The sequence below is a fragment of the Paenibacillus sp. sgz302148 genome (assembly GCF_056120465.1).
This window is the reverse complement of record NZ_JBVYOJ010000001.1, coordinates 384,471-401,012: the sequence shown is the minus strand read 5'-3', so window position 1 is coordinate 401,012 and position 16,542 is coordinate 384,471. Positions and strand designations below refer to the sequence as shown.

Sequence of the window (16,542 nt, the reverse complement as noted above, 5' to 3'; positions counted from 1 at the left end):
TTCATTGTGTCCAAAGTAAGAGTCGGGATTATTGGATGCGGCGGTATCGCCAACGGCAAGCATATGCCGAGCCTGTCCAAATTGAGCAATGTTGAGCTGGTCGCATTTTGCGATATCGTACTGGAACGCGCGGAACAAGCTAAAGAAAAATATGGCTCCGAAAGCGCTAAAGTTTATGAAGACTTCCGCGAGCTTCTCGCTGACAAAACAATTGAAGTCGTACACGTATGTACGCCTAACGATTCCCATGCTGAAATTTCGATCGCCGCGCTGGAAGCTAGCAAGCACGTTATGTGCGAGAAGCCAATGGCGAAGACGGCTGCCGACGCTCGCCGCATGCTGGAGACAGCTAAACGTACCGGCAAGAAGCTGACGATCGGCTACAACAACCGTTACCGCGGCGACAGCCAATACCTGAAAAACGTTTGCGCGAAAGGCGAGCTGGGCGAAGTTTATTTTGCAAAAGCTCATGCGATCCGTCGCCGTGCCGTTCCGACTTGGGGCGTATTCCTCGACGAAGAGAAACAAGGCGGAGGACCGTTAATCGATATCGGTACGCACGCGCTTGACCTCGTGCTGTGGATGATGGACAACTACAAACCAAAAGCGGTTCTTGGAAAAGCTTACCACAAGCTGTCCCAAACGGAAAATGCGGCTAACGCATGGGGCCCTTGGGATCCGAAGAAATTTACGGTTGAAGATTCCGCATTCGCGATGATCACGATGGAAAACGGCGCTTCGATCGTTCTTGAATCCAGCTGGGCATTGAACACGCTGGAAGTGGACGAAGCGAAAGTGACGCTGTGCGGTACGGAAGGCGGCGCCGACATGAAAGGCGGCCTGCGACTGAACGGCGAAGAAGACAGCCGTTTGTTCACGAAGAACATCGAACTGTCCAGCGGTGGCGTAGCGTTCTACGAAGGACGTTCCGAAAGCGACGCGGACATGGAAGCTAGACTGTGGATCGACGCTGTTATCAACGACACGGATCCGGTTGTTCTTCCTGAGCAAGCGCTTGTCGTTTCGGAGATTCTGGAAGCGATCTACGAATCGTCCAAAACAGGCAAAGCGGTATATTTCAACAACTAATATTCGCTTACGCGACAAAACCCGAAGAAACGGACTACCGTCCGAGCCTTCGGGTTTTTTTTGCGTGCTGCTGCGGGTCAAGGCGCCTTTGCCGTATCGCCTTGCACATAATCGGCGCCGCCCTTGAACTTCACGCGGATCGAGTTGCCTTTGAATATGTCGGGATCGTCGGTAACCTGGAAATGAATGTGCGCTTCGCTGGAATTGCCGGAGTTGCCGCACAATCCGATCGGATCGCCGGCTTTGACGACATCTCCGACCTTCGCCGTCACCGAACCTTTCTTCAAATGCGCCACCAAGCTAAACTCCCCGTTGCCGTGATCGATGACGACATTGTTGCCGGCAGGCTGCGCCTCGTTGAAGGTGCCGACCGGATCGTTGTCTTGGATGTCGTTCACGACAATGACGACTTTGCCGTCGGCCGGCGCGACGGCCGGCTGACCGAAGGCGTAATAGCTTTCGTTTTTGGCCGGGTCACCTTTGTAAGAGCTGCCGTCCTTCATTTGAACGAAGTCGAAGGCATACCGCTGGCCCGGCTCCTCATAGTGGTAGTTCTCGATGACGTTCGTCCCGCCCCAGAAGGTAAACCATTCGCCGTGAAACGGCAGCTCATATTCGATTTTCGTAAAGGCGTTATCCGTCGCCGGATAGGATTTCAGCGGGTGAAGCATCATGCCGACGATCGCGTTGTTTTTATCGAAGGAAGCTTCGATGCCTTTTTGTCCGGATTGATCGACCCAAGCATGGCGAATATTGCCGTGAAGCTCCATTTTAGTCAGCTCCGTAAGGGAAGTGATGCCTTTGCTGAAATCTTTGCTTAGCGAAATGATATCGTCAAGCGTGACTTGCTTGCGGAAATCGGCACTCAGCTGATTAAAGATTCCTTCATAGTTTCCTTTCAGCCATTCCTGCGGAAATTGTTCCGGTGTAATCATTGGTTTTGCCTCCTTTGATTTTCCTTGGGCCGCCGCTGCGGGCTTAACGGTTCCGCCGTCAGGCGCCGATTCGGATTTTTCGCTCTGGCAGCCGCTGAGTACGGTTGTCGTCAATATGCCGGTTAATACGATGACGGCGATCTTGTTCATCTTCTTCAAGTCTCAACACTCCTTTTTTGAAAACGACGCGCCGATCAGGACGGCGCTAGCCGTTTATCCTTGTTATGCCGTCATTGTAATGGATCAAGCTTATCCGGGCGGAAACGCAGTCTTAACAGGGCCTTAATTTTCGTTAAGGTTCCGTTCAGGTTCCGTTATGCCACGGTTCAAGCGGGCGTGTTATGATGGAAGTTAATGATAGGGAGAGAGGAATGTCACTTAATGGACATAAGCAAGGCAAATCTGTTGCTGGTGGACGATGAACCGGCAATCGTCAAAATGATGGAGACCGTTCTTGCAAAAGAAGGTTTTGTGCATATCGATACGGCAGAGACGGGCGAGGCGGCGCTCGATGCTTGCAAGCGCAAGCACTATGACTATATCGTATTGGACGTCATGCTGCCGAAGATGAGCGGTTTCGAGCTATGCCCGCTGCTGCGGCAATGGACGAATGCGCCGATTTTGTTCGTGACGGCAAGGACGACGGATTTTGACAAATTGACTGGATTTGCCGTCGGCGGGGATGATTACGTAACGAAGCCGTTTAACCCGCTGGAGGTTGTCGCCCGCATTAAGGCGCAGTTGAAGCGTCATATGAAGCAGGTGGAAGCGAGGGCGCGGAGACAGGACGTATATGATTTCGGCCGATTTCAGGTAGATGAATATGCGGGAGAGCTGACGGTCGAAGGGGAGCAGGTCGGGTGCCCGGCGCAGGTGTTTCAGCTGCTGTTGTTTTTGTGCAAAAATCCAAACCGGATTTTCAGCAAGCAGCAGCTATACGAGCAAGTGTGGGGAGACGATAGCTTGGGTGACGACAACACGGTAATGGTACATATCCATCGAATCCGTGAGCGTATTGAGGCAAATCCGAGCGTGCCGGAATTTTTGGTCACGGTGCGGGGGCTTGGCTATAAGCTGGTTCGTTCGGGGAGCCGGCTATGAACGTCAGAAGGCGGTTGTTTTTCCAATTCGGAATTCAGCTGGTAGTCGTTGGGACTGTGCTTCTTGCCTTGTTCATTGCCATTATGTTTTTTATTGCCATGCAAATGATCGAAGGGGACTACAACCGGGCTTTCGCCCGTTCCGGCTTATCGGGCATGATGCAGGCGCTGCAGGTGAAGGACGGCAAAGCCCACATCGAAGAGGAAATGTTGGTCAAAATAAAAAATAGCGGCGGTTGGCTTCAAGTGGTGAACGATCGGGGCGAGGCGACGGCTTCGTATTACGTTCCGGACGATGTGCCGGCGCGGTACGGACCGGGCGAACTGACGGCCTTTTGGACAGGTCAGAAACCTTTCCCTTATTCGTTGTACGTATTGATTCAGGAGAAGCAAGGGGTAACGTACACACTGCTATATGGCGTCAAATACGTCGATGACCGGATTTTGGAGCAAGTGAAGCGGGAGGCCGCATACGATGATGGGAAGCTGCGCCTTACCGACGCAGTGCGCCGCGAAATAAGCAAGCATGCCGCATCGTTGCAACTATTGGATGAACACGGGGCGGTATTGGCCGCATTTAACGCGTCGCCGCAGCTTCCTTCGCATTATTCGGTTCCCGAACTGATGATGCGTGCGAAGGATGAGGAGACGAGCAGGCAAAGGCTTGCCTTCGACTACGACGAGAAGCGGAAGATCACTTGGGTCGTTAGCGTGCCTTATGGCGACCAAACCGTGGGTCAGCCCGCGGAATCCGGCATTCCTCCGGAACTGAAATATTTGCTTTGGGGGATCGGGTTGCTGTTCGCGGGCATCATGCTCATATTCATGATTCTTTCGTTTTGGTATGGACACCGGTTCGGCACCCCGATGCTGCATATGATGGATTGGCTGCGCAACCTGGGCAACGGCGTTTACGACGAACCGGCGGATCGCCACGGGATTCCGCGCAGCCAAACGCGCAAAGGCCGATGGAAACGAAAGTACCGGGCCTATACGGAAATGATTCATAGCTTGCGGCAATTAACGGGCACGCTGAAGCAAAACGACGATATTCGGCTCAAGCTGGAAACATCGCGGGAGGCTTGGATTGCCGGCGTTTCGCATGATTTGAAAACGCCGCTGTCTTCCATTTCCGGTTATGCGCACATGTTGGAAGCCGAAACATACGAATGGTCGCAGACGGAAGTACGGCAATTCGCGACGGTCATGAAAGAAAAAGCCGAGTATTTGGATCAACTGATCAATGACCTAAACTTAACGTTCCGCCTTAGCAACGATGCGCTGCCGCTTCAGCGGGAGTTAGCCGATATGAACGAATTCGTCGGGCAATCCGTCGAGGCATTCCGGAACGATCCGGGCTTTAGAGAGGCGCTGCTGACTTGGGAACCGTGCGCGGAGCCGATTCATTATCCGGTTGATCGTAGCTGGTTCAGGCGCATTATGGACAATTTGCTCGCCAATGCGATTTTGCATAACCCTCTAGGCACTTCCGTTCGAGTTGTTCTGCGCAAGCAAAGCGGTGGGAATGGCGAAGCAGGGGCGTTTGCCATCGAAATTCAAGATGACGGCGAAGGGATGGACGCGGAAACGATGGAGCAGTTGTTCGAGCGCTATTACCGGGGGACGAACACGGAAGTGGGCGGCAAAGGAACGGGACTCGGCATGGCGATCGCTCGGCAGTTGGCGCAGGCGCATGGAGGCAGGATCGAGGTTGACAGCCGGCCTGGAGCCGGAACGACGGTACGGATTATATTTCTTTTGTAGTAATGATTAAACGCCCTCGCACGAAACAACAATCCTTGTAGATAACAAATATGCAAAAAACGTTGGATGAAGCGATCGCCGAGCTGGAGAAAGGAGTTCAAAAAGATCTGCAGCGATTGAAGGAATAAGAAAAATAACGTAATTGCACCTCACTAGACAAATCACAAGCGCCCTCCACAAAGAGGGCGCTTGTTTTGCCTTTGGACGGATGAGCGAGTACGAGCCGATTACGGCAACGACTCTACGACAGGCGCGATGTCGAGCGGGTCGACTGAAGACTCAAAGCGCTTCACGACTCGGCCCTCGCGATCAATCAGGAACTTCGTAAAGTTCCATTTGATCTCGTCGTCCTTCAACCGGTCAGGCATCTTTTCCTCGAAATAGGCGTTCAGCATTTTGCCGGACGGCGTGCTTATGTCAAAGCCCTCAAAAGGAGCTTGCTCCGTCAAATAAGCGAACAGCGGATGTTTGCCCGCGCCGCGCACCTCCACCTTCTCGAACAGCGGAAACGTAACGCCGTAATTAAGCTGGCAGAACGTATCGACTTCTTCGTTCGAACCCGGCTCCTGCTCGCCAAACTGGTTGCAAGGAAATCCGAGGATAACGAAGCCTTGCTCTTTGTATTTCTCGTAGAGTTTTTGTAAATCCGCGTATTGTGGCGTAAAGCCGCATTTGCTTGCCGTGTTGACGATGAGCAGCACCTTTCCATCGTAAAGGTCCAAACCGGTTTCCGCTCCGCGAATGTTTCTCGCTTTAAAGTCGTAGACGTTCATTCCAGTCATCCTCCCTAGTATGTATTCTTCTTTATTGTATCGATTTTTGAGCGAGACAGCCATCCGGAGTCTTCGGTTATTTTATTTGAAGAAATTTATAATGTTTTGAACGATTTTCCATTCCTATATATTGTAAAATGATAAATAATATAAAATATCCCAAAAAAATATTGAATTGCGAGGGGGCATTATATTGAAAAGGTCTCTAGTTCTATTGCTATTATTTCTGTTGATATTCGCAACCGGCTGCTCGGAGGAGAAGGGTGAGGATTCTTACGATTTGGAGAAGCCCGCGGAAACGGCTATTACGCCGAAAAAATCCGGCGGGACACTAAAGATTATGAGTATGATGCCGGAAAATTTCATCACAAAATGGTTTGATGAATTCTATGGCGGCTTCAAGAAGCTGTATCCGGAGCTGAAAATCGAATTGATCAGCGATGACGTGAATTTTTCTATGGTTGAAAACATTAAACAAAAGAAGCCCGATATCGTTTTTTTCAGAAATAAACATTATAGAGAGCTCGTCGCTGCGGGAGTGCTTGCGGAAGTTCAAGAAAATCGTTTGGATATGCAAAACATGAATTCCTTTTTAATTTCCTACCTTAAAACGTTGGCCGGCGACGGCAAGTTATATGGTTTGACCGATTATTATACTGCCTCTGTCCTGCAGTACAAAAAGTCCTTGTTCGATCAATATCATGTCGAATACCCGAATGAGAACATGACTTGGGAGGAAATTTTCCAAACGGCGAAACGGTTTACGGACTCCGATCGTGAAGATCGCCAAATATTCGGTCTTAGCGTTGCGTATATGAGCACAGCTGACCCGTACATCATATTGGATCACATGCGAAAGAGCTATAATATGTCGTTCATTGATGATGCAGGCAACTTCAATGTGCATACCGAACAGTGGAAACGTTTGTTCAATACAGTGCTTAACGGATATCAATCGGGTACTATAGCGCCCTTTCAACCAGCTATCACTTTAGGTACAGAAGCTCCTGGACAGGTGATCAACTATTGGTTTGAAGATCGTGCGGCGATGACCCTATCCGGACTTTATCTAGGCGAACATCCCGATGATATCGTTACGATTCCGCTGCCGGTTGGCCCCGATGGCATTCGTACGAGGAGTTTCGAAATCGAAGATATAGGCTCCATTACGTCGTTTGCCGAACAATCTGACGAAGCTTGGGAATTTTTCAAGTATGCTTACGGGGAACAAGCAGCTCGGAACAATTTGCCAAAACACTACGTAGTACCTGCAAGAGCCTACATCCTACCAGGAGATCAAGCTGGGCAGTTGGACCGCTTTTTCGACAAAGGGACAACAGCGGAGCAATTCATGAAAGACCAACGCGTTCTACTTGATCATGGAACTGATGGGGAGGAAGCATTAAAAATGTACCTTAACGATGCTTTAAAGAAAGTTCTGGACAATAAAAAAACGCTGGATGAAGCGATCGACGAATTGGAAAGACAGGTGCATGACGTTTGGAAGAGAAGGAAAGAAGATAAGAAATAAAAGCAAGACCGAGCATTGCTTGCTTTGGTAGATATGCATATGCATCGATAACGGGAAAAACTAGCTTGCTCCCAGCACAAGACGGTGCTAGAATGACTGCGTTAATACCGATTGCCTTCACGATGGAAAAAAGAAGCTGTTGGAGAATGGAGTCATCTTCATGGAAAATCGGCATGGCGCCGCCTTGTTTCGCTTAGACCCGATCCGCTCAGTATATGCCGGAACCATTCATTATCCGCCGGGCGGTACGTTTGGCCCACGCATTCAACAGGACCTCCAGCTTGTTCTGCTTCATACCGGCCATATGGAGGTCGACATCGATGGCACAACGCATTCGGTCAAACCCGGGAATGTAGTATTGCTTCAGCCCGGACGACGCGAGACGTTTACATTTGCCCGCGAGCAGACGACTTGGCACCGCTGGATTGCGGTCCATTACGAGATGCTTACAGCTAGCGAACGGGCTGAACTGGATGCTCTGCCGTTCAGTCAGCCAATCCCCGAGCCGCTCAACAGGCTGACCGACACGCTGCTGCAAGCCCAAAGCATGTACGGCAAGGAACACGATGCGATAAAAAGCTTAGGGCTGGCCGCGTTGCAATTTTATGTGGCGGGCCACAACGAGTCGCTTCTAGCGAATTCAGCGGCACATCCTTCGGTGGCGGCCGCCAAAAGCTGGCTTCAGGAGCATTATGCCGAGCCTATTTCGTTGTCCGGGCTTGCCAAGGAAGCCGGCGTATCCCCGGAGCATCTGGTTCGATTGTTTCGTGCCGGCGAAGGGACGACGCCGATTCAATACGTCTGGCAATTCCGCGTTCTGAAGGCGATCGAGCTGCTGGTTCAATCCGGATTGCCCGTCAACGAAATCGCGGCGCGCTGCGGGTTCAAAACATCGTATCATTTTGCCCGCCTGGTGAAGAATCAGACCGGCAGAACGCCTACCGATATTCGCAAAGCCTCGTGGAATAAACGGATTTGACACTCAGTGTACTGAGTGTTTTTTTTGTGCGCGGGAGAAGAGACAGTCACTGCAAATCCGGGATTGACAGCGATTTTTCACTCCAGTAATATACAACTAACCTAATTATAAGTTAAGTTATTGGAATAGTAAGAAATAATAATGGGGGGAGAACGGGCGATGAACATTGAAAATATCGAGGCGTTCGTATACGTACACCATTACGGCAGCTTCAACAAAGCTGCGGAAGTGCTGTTCTTGTCGCAGCCGTCCGTTACGGCAAGAATTCAGTCGTTGGAGCGGGAGCTAGACTGCAAGCTGTTCGACCGGCAGGGCAAGCAAATCCAGATGACGGAGAAGGGAAAAAGATTTCTGCCTTACGCGCAGCAGGTCATTCAAACGATCCAGCGGGGCAAGCTGCACATTCAGCAAAACAAACCGACGCCGCACGAGCTGCGGATCGGCTGCACGGTATCCGTGTCCAATTACGTGATGCCGGAGCTGCTGCCGAAGCTGAAGCTTCTGTACCCGGACCTCAACTTGAAGCTGACGACCGGCGTAACCGACGATCTGGTGAACAAGGTGCTTAAGCGGGAGCTCGATCTCGCGTTCGTTCGAAACGTGTCGCACCCCAATTTGTTGTCCGTCAAGCTATACGAGGATCCGATTCGGTTGTACGTTTATGACAGGCATCCGTTTCTCGGGGACGGCGAAATCACGATCGAGGCGATCGGTCATCAGTCTCTCGTGTTCTTTGAATGCGGTGCATTGGATTGGCTGCGAATTCATCGTGTATTCGATAGCTTGAATCAACCGCCGAATATCGAAGTTCAAACCGACAATTCGGAGCTGGCGAAGAAGCTGGTGCTGCAGCGTGCGGGAATCGCCTTCCTACCCGGCTTATGCGTCCGGAATGAAGTGCGGGAGGGAAAGCTGCTGCCGATCGATTTTCCGGAAATTGTCGGCATTTCGCTGCAAACGAATCTGATTTCTCTTCACGGGGAAAATACATCGTTGGTCGAAACGGTTTTGGAGCTGTGCAAAACGTTGAACATATCGCAATAGGTCGATGGGAGTTATCGGACTTTGCTATCGTCGAATAGAAAAACTCTATTATCCGAGTTCATGAGCGGATGATACAATGATGAACATATAAATCCTATAAAACTTATAGGAATAGTAAATAATCTGTTGGATAACGTGGGAGGTATTTCGATGAACAAGAAAAAGTTGTTAGGGGTTACGGCGGTTTTTGTGCTAACGGTCGTGCTGGCCGGTTGCGGAACGAAAAGCGAGGCTAACGGCGAAACCGGCAGCGGCGCCTCCGGCGGTGAAGTGAAAAAAATCGTTGTCGGAACAGGGACGCAATTCCCGAACGTATGCTTTATCGACTCGAACGGCAATTTGACCGGTTTTGACGTGGAGCTTGTGAAGGAGCTCGACAAACGTCTTCCCAGCTACGAATTCGAGTTCAAGACGATGGAATTTTCCAGCCTGCTGCTGAGTCTTGAAACGAACAAGATCGATTTTATCGCTCACCAGATGGAGAAAAACCCGGACCGCGAAGCGAAATATTTGTTCAACAAAGAGGCGTACAGCGTCTTCTTGAACAAAGTGGCCATTGACAAAAACAACGATTTGATCAAATCGATCGATGATCTCAAGGGGAAAAAAGTACGAACTAGCCCAACGAGCAACGAAGCTTACATTTTGGAGCAATACAACAAAGCGCACGACAACGCGATCAACATCGTATACACGAGCGGCGCGGCGAATGATTTGGTCGCTCAAATCCAGAGCGGGCGAGTCGACGCGACGATTACATCGGACTTCGCGCTCCGGTTTTATACCGACAAGGACGGGAAACAGGCGCTCAAAACGGTCGGCGAACCGCTCACGGAATCGGATGTGCTGTTCGTGCTCCGCAAAGACAGTCAGGAGCTGGCCAACAGGCTGGACGAAGCGATTCGCGAAGTGAAAGCGGACGGAACGCTCTCCAAGCTGAGCGTTAAATGGCTCGGCGAAGACTTTACGAAGGGCATTAAAGAAAGCAAATAGCGGCTTAAACAAGCACAAGGGGGTGGATGAAAATGGGCAGAAGGTTCGAATTTCATTATATTTTTGAATTCATCCCCAAACTGCTGTCATATCTGCATATCACATTACTTATCGTGGCTAGCTCGATTGCGTTGGGGCTCGTGATCGGACTGATTGTCGCCTTACCCCGGCTTTACAACGTTCCGGTATTGAAACGGATCTCGGCGGTTTATGTATCGTTTTTCCGGGGGACGCCGGTTCTGATCCAGCTGTTCCTGCTGTATTACGGTTTGCCGGAGCTGCTCAAGCTTGTAAGCATCGACGTATCGAGAGTGCCCGTGCTGGCCTTTGTCATCTTCATCTATGCGCTGCACAGCGCGGCCAACATCTCGGAGGCTATCCGCGCGGCGGTGAACGCCGTCGACCGCGGTCAAGCGGAAGCCGCGTATGCGGTCGGGATGAGCGGATATCAGACGTTCAGGCGCATTATCCTGCCGCAGGCGCTTGCGATATCGGTTCCGATCTTCGCGAATTTGATCATCGCGAACTTGAAGGAGACATCGCTTGCCTTCACGCTTGGCGTCATGGAGATGACCGGGCAGTCGCAAACGCTCGGGACGGCCACGCAGCATTTTATCGAATTGTATATTAGCTTGTCGCTCATTTATTTCGTGGTCAGTTTGGCGCTGGAAAAGCTGCTGCAATGGACGGAACGGAGGCTTCAGCGATACCAGCTGCCGATCATCGCCCGAGAAGCGCCGGTTGGCCTACGTCCGTTCTTCCGGCTGCTCGTGCCGCGATTCGGCAAAGGGGGCTCGCAATTATGAAGCTAGATCTGAAGTTTATATTCGAAGCGCTTTGGCAGCTGCTATCCGCCATTCCGATGACGCTGCTCATTACAGTGGTGTCAGTATCGGCCGGGCTCGTCATCGGCTCAATCGTCGCATTGCTTCGGCTGTACCGGGTGCCCGTCGTCCAATATTTCGCCACCTTTTACGTCACGTTTATTCGCGGCACACCGATGCTGATGCATCTGTTCCTGATCTACTTCGGGCTGCCCGAGTTGATCGATGCTTTGGCCCAACTGTTCGGCTCCGATTTCCACTCGGCGTCGATTCCGGTGATCTATTTTGTGTTCATCGCATTTTCGATTACGGCCGGCGCTTATCTATCCGAGGTCGTGCGCTCGGGCATTATGGCGGTAAATCGAGGGCAGCTCGAAGCGGCTTATGCGGTGGGCATGTCGACATCGCAAGCGCTGCGTCGAATCGTATTGCCGCAGGCGTTCGGCGTATGCTTGCCGAATTTGTCCAACTCGCTCATCGGCATGCTGCACGGCTCGACGCTGGCTTTTACCGTTTCGGTGGTGGAAGTGAACGCCAAAGCGAATATCGTCGCATCGACGAACTGGAAGTTCTTTGAAGCGTACATTGCCGCTGCACTCATCTTCTGGGGCATTACGCTGTTGATCGAGAAAGGAACCGCGCTGCTGGAAAAGCGGGTAAATACGTACAACCGGGGTGGAATCGCATGATCCATATGACGAACATTCGCAAAACCTTCGGCAGGCACGAGGTGCTGAAGGGCATCAACTTGACCGTGGAGAAAGGCGAGGTCGTCGTCATACTCGGACCGAGCGGGTCTGGCAAAACAACGCTGCTGCGCTGCATCAATTTTCTGGAGAAGCCTAGCGACGGCTCTGTTGCCATCGGCGACCTGACAGTGAACTGCAAGCATGCGACGAAACAAGAAATCTACGCACTACGCAAAAAAACGGCGATGGTGTTTCAGCACTACAACCTGTTCCGGCATAAAACGGCCTTGGAAAACGTCATGGAAGGGCTGGTCGTAGCGCAAAGGCTGCCCAAGGAGATCGCGAGGGAAAAAAGCGTCCATATGCTCGAAAAAGTCGGCTTGGCAAGTAAGCTCGACGCTTATCCGAGCCAGCTGTCCGGTGGGCAGCAGCAGCGAGTCGGCATCGCCAGGGCGCTTGCGCTGGAGCCGGAGGTCATCCTGTTCGACGAACCGACGTCGGCGCTTGATCCCGAGCTTGTCGGCGAAGTGCTTGGGGTGATCCGCAAAATCGCCCGCGAAGGCATTACGATGATCGTCGTGACCCATGAGATGGGTTTTGCCCGAGACGTGTCGAGCCATATCGTGTTCATGGACGAAGGCGTTATCGTCGAAGAAGGCAAGCCGAGCGAAATCTTCATGTCTCCGAAGGAGGAGCGGACGAAGCAGTTTCTGAAGCGGATTACGCAGGAATGGAGTTATTCCATTTAACATAGATGTGAGAGGGGAGAACGGCATGAGTTTGAAATGGAGCATATTGGATCAAAGCCCGGTGTTTCCAGGGGAAACGCCTGCCGAGGCATTTCGGCATACGATCGAGCTGGCGCAAATCGCCGAACGGCTCGGATACGAGCGGTTCTGGGTTTCGGAGCACCATGACTCGGATTTGGTGGCGGGCTCGTCGCCTGAGGTGCTGATCTCGCATTTGCTCGCGAAAACCGAGCGCATTCGCATCGGCTCCGGCGGCATCATGCTGCAGCATTATAGCCCGTACAAGGTGGCGGAAAATTTCAACGTCCTGGCGGCGCTCGCACCGGGGCGAGTCGACCTTGGCATTGGCCGCGCGCCGGGCGGTCTGCCTCGTTCGACGCAGGCGCTGCAGCAAGGGAGCGGAGAAGCCCCGTCCCTGGACGCGAAGTTGAGCGAGCTGGAGCGGTATGTATACAACCGGCTGGAGGAGGATCATCCGCTGCACGGATTGCGCGCCACGCCGGTCCCGCAGCAGCCCGCCGACATCTATATGCTCGGCACGAGCACGGGCAGCGCCGAATTGGCGGCAGATCACGGTTTGCCTTATGTGTTCGCCCAGTTTATTAACGGCGATCGGCAAACGGCTTTGAACGCTTTTGCCTTGTATCGCGAGCAGTTTAACTACAGCCGGGGCACGAAGCCGAAATCGATTTTGGCCTTGTCGTTGATCGTCGCGGAGACGGACGAAGAGGCGAAGGTGCTGGCCGGCGAATATAAGAACGTTAAGATTCATCTGGAGAGCGGAAAAACGTTGACCGTTTCGACGATACTGCAAGCGGAAGAGTACGGCAAGCAATCGAAGGAGAAATTTACGATCGAGGAGAAGGAAGCCGAGATCATCAAAGGCTCCAAGGCGACGGTGCGGGAGAAATTGCTGGAGGCGCAGTTCACGTTCGGCGTCGACGAATTCATCGTCACGACGGCGGTGAAAGATTTTTCTAAGCGCGTCCGCTCCTTCGAGCTGCTGCAGGAGGCTTTTGCCGAGCGGCCTGCCAGAGAGCAAGTCAGTTGAGAGCCGGGAGGAATCGGGTTGGCTGGGTAGCCAGCCTACACAAGAATCAAGTTGCGAGGAGCTGAAAACATGGCGAATGATATAGCGAAGCACGAAAACGTAACCGAATTTGCGCAGAGATTGGTCGATATCCGGCGCCACTTGCATCGGAATCCCGAATTGTCCCATGAGGAGTTTGAGACGACGGCGGCGATTCGCGCTTGGCTGGAGGAAGCCGGTATCCGGATCACCGGGCATGCGTTGAAAACCGGGCTAATCGCCGAAGTCGGGCCACCAGGCGGAGGACCGATTGTCGCGCTGCGCGCGGACATCGACGCTTTGCCGGTTCAGGAGGAAACCGACTTGCCGTATGCGTCGGTTGTACCGGGAAAGATGCACGCCTGCGGGCACGATTTTCATACGGCAACGATTCTGGGCGCTGCTTTTCAATTGAAGCAGCGGGAGAACCAGCTTGCCGGAACGGTCCGGTTCATCTTCCAGCCTTCCGAGGAGAAAGCGGCGGGGGCGCCGCTCGTCATCCGGAGCGGGGCGCTCAATGGCGTGCGGGCCATTGTCGGCCTGCATAACAAGCCGGATTTGCCGGTCGGCACGTTCGGCATCAAGCCAGGGCCGCTCATGGCCGCCGCCGACGGCTTCGTCATCGAAGTCGACGGGCTCGGCACCCATGCAGCGGTACCGGAAGCGGGCATCGACCCGATCGTGACGTCGGCCCATATCGTGATGGCCCTGCAATCGATCGTCAGCCGCAACGTTAGCCCGCTGCAAAGCGCCGTCATCAGCGTGACCCGCATACATAGCGGGACGGCTTGGAACGTCATACCGGACAAAGCGGTGCTGGACGGTACGGTGCGCACTTTCGAGGCGGCGACGCGAGAGCGGGTGCTTGCCCGGTTCGCGCAGACGGTCGAGGGTGTTGCAGCGGCGTACGGAACGAAAGCTTCGCTGCGCTGGATTCAAGGGCCGCCGGCGGTCCATAACGACGATGCTTTGGCGCAACTCGCGCGTGAGGTTGCAGACGAGGCAGGCGTAAAGGCCGTTGCGCCCGCGCCGACGCTCGCAGGGGAAGATTTTGCGTTTTACCAGAAGGAAGTTCCCGGCGTATTCGTTTTTGTCGGAACGTCCGGTCCGCATGAATGGCACCATCCCGCCTTTGACGTCGACGAACGGGCTTTGCCCGTTGCCGCGAATTATTTCGCCGCCTTGGCGGAGAAAGTGCTAGAACGCTTCTCTGCCGCCGACGCCCGAGACGATGTGGGGGTGCGATAATGCGTGCGTCTTACGATGCCATCGTCGTGGGCGCCGGCTCTATGGGCATGAGCGCCGGGTATCATCTCGCGAGGCGCGGCGTTAAGACGCTGCTGATCGACGCGTTCGATCCGCCGCACCGTGAAGGGAGCCACCACGGCGAACCGCGGCTGATCCGGCATGCGTACCATGGCGGTTCAGCCTACGTGGCGATGGCGATTCGCGCCCATCAGCTGTGGAACGAGCTGGAGGAAGCGACCGGACGCAAGCTGCTCGTGCAATCGGGGGTGCTGAACATGGCCGATCCCGAGTTATATTCGTATCAGGCGCGGTACGAGGACGCGCGGCGGTTCGAGCTGCCGGTTGAGCGGCTGGGTGCGGACGAAATCCACCGCCGTTGGCCCGGCATCACGGTTCCCGAGCATTTCCAGGGATTGTACGAACGCGATGCGGGGTATTTGTTCAGCGAAGCCTGCGTCGAGGCGTATCGCCAGTTGGCGGTTGCCGAAGGCGCGATTATCCTGCCGAATACGCCGGTGGAACGCATTTCCATCGAATCATCAGGCGAGGTCGCGGTCCAAACCGCCAAGGGCATATACCGCGCCGATAAAGCGGTATTGAGTGCAGGCGCCTGGTTCGAAACGCTGGCGCCGTTCGTGGAGCTGCCGATCCGCGCCGTACGCAAAACCGTCGGTTGGTTTCAGCCGGAACGACCGCTGTACGATGCCGGGGATTTCCCCGGATTTACGCTGGGTACGCCGGAGGGCGGCTATTACGGCTTCCCGAGCATCGACGGCGCCGGAGTGAAGATCGGGCGCCACGACGTAGGCTTGCATTGGCGTCCGGGCGAATCGGTGCAGCCGTTCGGTCATTATGCCGAGGACGAAGCGCATATTCGGTCTGCGCTCGTCAAATATTTGCCGTTTGCGGCCGGAAAGCTGCTGCGAGGCGCGGTCTGCAAATACGAGCTGACGCCGGACGAACATTTTATTATCGACACCCATCCTGTGCACAATAATGTCGTCATTGCCGGAGGATTTTCAGGCCATGGCTTTAAATTTTCCAGTGTCGTGGGGGAGATCGTTTCCGATTTGGTTGTCGAGCGCGCAACTCGATTCGACATCGGACCGTTTGCGATATCCCGGTTTCAAGGAGAAAGAGAAGGAGAAGGAGGAAGTATCGGATGAGCCAGTATGAAATCGAGCTTGGGCCGTATTTACAAACATACGATCTGCTGAAGCAAGCGATCGAAGGGCTGTCGAAGGAGCAGTTAAAGTGGAAGGAATCGCCGGACAAATGGAGCGTTACCGAAGTGTTGTCGCATGTGACAGACCATCATATCGTCGTATCGTTTCGGATTCGCGACATTCTGGCGGGAACGTCTGCCCGGTTACCTGCATTCGATCAAGATTCGTGGGTCAGCGGTTCCAAAGCGAACGACGGCTCGGCGGTCGACATATTGGATGTTTTCCAGGCTCTGCTGCTCTACAACAGCCAGCTATACAAACGCCTCTCGCCCGGCGATTGGCAAAAATCCGCCGTCAACTTCCGCGGCGAGACCGTGACGGTCGAGGCGGCATTCAAGGGCTTTATCGCCCATGTTCATAAGCATATCGGCCAGATCAGCCGGATCAAGCAAGCGGCGGGCATCGACCCGACCCGGGAAAGAGCGGGATAAGGATGGCTTTCCACACCTTAGGCCGCACTGGATTCGCAATTAGTACGTGTAAGAGCGCGTAAAAGCATCAACCAATATTTGATGGAGGGCAGGTACGG

16 protein-coding genes are annotated in these 16,542 nt (G+C 53.4%); 14 read left to right on the top strand and 2 right to left on the bottom strand.

Annotated features, from left to right (window positions below; translation table 11 throughout):
- Positions 1 to 6 precede the first annotated feature (6 nt).
- Positions 7 to 1,089, top strand: a complete 1,083-nt coding sequence (locus AC0LWM_RS01920; protein WP_474673205.1) for a Gfo/Idh/MocA family protein — start codon at positions 7 to 9, stop codon at positions 1,087 to 1,089.
- Between the two features lie 77 nt (positions 1,090 to 1,166).
- Here the strand turns inward: AC0LWM_RS01920 and AC0LWM_RS01915 are convergent, their stop codons facing one another.
- Complete coding sequence (locus AC0LWM_RS01915; RefSeq protein ID WP_474673534.1) at positions 1,167 to 2,174, bottom strand: M23 family metallopeptidase; 1,008 nt, start codon at positions 2,172 to 2,174, stop codon at positions 1,167 to 1,169.
- Between the two features lie 237 nt (positions 2,175 to 2,411).
- Between AC0LWM_RS01915 and AC0LWM_RS01910 the strand changes: the two genes are divergently transcribed.
- Both AC0LWM_RS01910 and AC0LWM_RS01905 read left to right on the top strand, forming a co-directional pair.
- On the top strand, positions 2,412 to 3,125 hold the full coding sequence (locus tag AC0LWM_RS01910; RefSeq protein WP_474673533.1) for a response regulator transcription factor: 714 nt from the start codon (positions 2,412 to 2,414) through the stop codon (positions 3,123 to 3,125).
- The gene (locus AC0LWM_RS01905; RefSeq protein ID WP_474673204.1) at positions 3,122 to 4,888 is read left to right on the top strand and encodes a HAMP domain-containing sensor histidine kinase; all 1,767 of its coding nucleotides are present in this window, start codon (positions 3,122 to 3,124) and stop codon (positions 4,886 to 4,888) included. The genes AC0LWM_RS01910 and AC0LWM_RS01905 overlap by 4 nt, the downstream gene beginning before the upstream one ends.
- Positions 4,889 to 5,115: 227 nt before the next feature.
- On the opposite strand, the gene AC0LWM_RS01900 is transcribed toward AC0LWM_RS01905, so the two are convergent.
- Positions 5,116 to 5,661, bottom strand: a complete 546-nt coding sequence (locus AC0LWM_RS01900; protein ID WP_474673203.1) for a glutathione peroxidase — start codon at positions 5,659 to 5,661, stop codon at positions 5,116 to 5,118.
- 280 nt (positions 5,662 to 5,941) lie between these two features.
- Here AC0LWM_RS01900 and AC0LWM_RS01895 point away from each other — a divergent pair, with 280 nt between their 5' ends.
- The 11 genes from AC0LWM_RS01895 (at position 5,942) to AC0LWM_RS01845 (ending at position 16,444) form a co-directional block, all read left to right on the top strand.
- Positions 5,942 to 7,192 carry an ABC transporter substrate-binding protein gene (locus tag AC0LWM_RS01895; protein ID WP_474673202.1) on the top strand — a complete coding sequence of 417 codons (1,251 nt, stop codon included), beginning with the start codon at positions 5,942 to 5,944 and terminating at the stop codon, positions 7,190 to 7,192.
- A 160-nt stretch (positions 7,193 to 7,352) separates the two neighbouring features.
- A complete protein-coding gene (locus tag AC0LWM_RS01890) occupies positions 7,353 to 8,171 on the top strand; it encodes a helix-turn-helix domain-containing protein (protein ID WP_474673201.1) in 819 nt (272 codons plus the stop codon).
- Positions 8,172 to 8,330: 159 nt separating this feature from the next.
- Entirely contained in the window at positions 8,331 to 9,215 is an 885-nt protein-coding gene (locus tag AC0LWM_RS01885) for a LysR family transcriptional regulator (RefSeq protein ID WP_474673200.1), read from the top strand.
- Between the two features lie 150 nt (positions 9,216 to 9,365).
- Positions 9,366 to 10,208: a transporter substrate-binding domain-containing protein gene (locus tag AC0LWM_RS01880; RefSeq protein ID WP_474673199.1), complete on the top strand. Its 843-nt coding sequence runs from the start codon at positions 9,366 to 9,368 to the stop codon at positions 10,206 to 10,208.
- Between the two features lie 32 nt (positions 10,209 to 10,240).
- Positions 10,241 to 11,014, top strand: a complete 774-nt coding sequence (locus tag AC0LWM_RS01875) for an amino acid ABC transporter permease (RefSeq protein ID WP_474673198.1) — start codon at positions 10,241 to 10,243, stop codon at positions 11,012 to 11,014.
- A complete protein-coding gene (locus AC0LWM_RS01870; protein WP_474673197.1) occupies positions 11,011 to 11,721 on the top strand; it encodes an amino acid ABC transporter permease in 711 nt (236 codons plus the stop codon). Before AC0LWM_RS01875 ends, AC0LWM_RS01870 begins: the two co-directional genes overlap by 4 nt.
- The gene (locus AC0LWM_RS01865; RefSeq protein WP_474673196.1) at positions 11,718 to 12,470 is read left to right on the top strand and encodes an amino acid ABC transporter ATP-binding protein; all 753 of its coding nucleotides are present in this window, start codon (positions 11,718 to 11,720) and stop codon (positions 12,468 to 12,470) included. Before AC0LWM_RS01870 ends, AC0LWM_RS01865 begins: the two co-directional genes overlap by 4 nt.
- Before the next feature lie 25 nt (positions 12,471 to 12,495).
- Positions 12,496 to 13,521, top strand: a complete 1,026-nt coding sequence (locus AC0LWM_RS01860) for an LLM class flavin-dependent oxidoreductase (protein ID WP_474673195.1) — start codon at positions 12,496 to 12,498, stop codon at positions 13,519 to 13,521.
- Positions 13,522 to 13,590: 69 nt separating this feature from the next.
- Entirely contained in the window at positions 13,591 to 14,787 is a 1,197-nt protein-coding gene (locus AC0LWM_RS01855; RefSeq protein WP_474673194.1) for a M20 peptidase aminoacylase family protein, read from the top strand.
- Positions 14,787 to 15,953, top strand: a complete 1,167-nt coding sequence (solA, locus tag AC0LWM_RS01850) for an N-methyl-L-tryptophan oxidase (RefSeq protein WP_474673193.1) — start codon at positions 14,787 to 14,789, stop codon at positions 15,951 to 15,953. Before AC0LWM_RS01855 ends, solA begins: the two co-directional genes overlap by 1 nt.
- A complete protein-coding gene (locus AC0LWM_RS01845; protein ID WP_474673192.1) occupies positions 15,950 to 16,444 on the top strand; it encodes a DinB family protein in 495 nt (164 codons plus the stop codon). The genes solA and AC0LWM_RS01845 overlap by 4 nt, the downstream gene beginning before the upstream one ends.
- Positions 16,445 to 16,542 lie beyond the last annotated feature (98 nt).

Bases quoted from the DNA above. Each gene is read 5' to 3' on its own strand.
- AC0LWM_RS01845 (WP_474673192.1), top strand. From the start codon at position 15,950: ATGAGCCAGTATGAAATCGAGCTTGGGCCGTATTTACAAACATACGAT.
- AC0LWM_RS01855 (WP_474673194.1), top strand. From the start codon at position 13,591: ATGGCGAATGATATAGCGAAGCACGAAAACGTAACCGAATTTGCGCAG.
- AC0LWM_RS01870 (WP_474673197.1), top strand. From the start codon at position 11,011: ATGAAGCTAGATCTGAAGTTTATATTCGAAGCGCTTTGGCAGCTGCTA.
- AC0LWM_RS01875 (WP_474673198.1), top strand. From the start codon at position 10,241: ATGGGCAGAAGGTTCGAATTTCATTATATTTTTGAATTCATCCCCAAA.
- AC0LWM_RS01900 (WP_474673203.1), bottom strand. From the start codon at position 5,661: ATGAACGTCTACGACTTTAAAGCGAGAAACATTCGCGGAGCGGAAACC.
- AC0LWM_RS01905 (WP_474673204.1), top strand. From the start codon at position 3,122: ATGAACGTCAGAAGGCGGTTGTTTTTCCAATTCGGAATTCAGCTGGTA.
- solA (WP_474673193.1), top strand. From the start codon at position 14,787: ATGCGTGCGTCTTACGATGCCATCGTCGTGGGCGCCGGCTCTATGGGC.
- AC0LWM_RS01880 (WP_474673199.1), top strand. From the start codon at position 9,366: ATGAACAAGAAAAAGTTGTTAGGGGTTACGGCGGTTTTTGTGCTAACG.
- AC0LWM_RS01885 (WP_474673200.1), top strand. From the start codon at position 8,331: ATGAACATTGAAAATATCGAGGCGTTCGTATACGTACACCATTACGGC.
- AC0LWM_RS01865 (WP_474673196.1), top strand. From the start codon at position 11,718: ATGATCCATATGACGAACATTCGCAAAACCTTCGGCAGGCACGAGGTG.
- AC0LWM_RS01915 (WP_474673534.1), bottom strand. From the start codon at position 2,174: ATGAACAAGATCGCCGTCATCGTATTAACCGGCATATTGACGACAACC.
- AC0LWM_RS01860 (WP_474673195.1), top strand. From the start codon at position 12,496: ATGAGTTTGAAATGGAGCATATTGGATCAAAGCCCGGTGTTTCCAGGG.
- AC0LWM_RS01890 (WP_474673201.1), top strand. From the start codon at position 7,353: ATGGAAAATCGGCATGGCGCCGCCTTGTTTCGCTTAGACCCGATCCGC.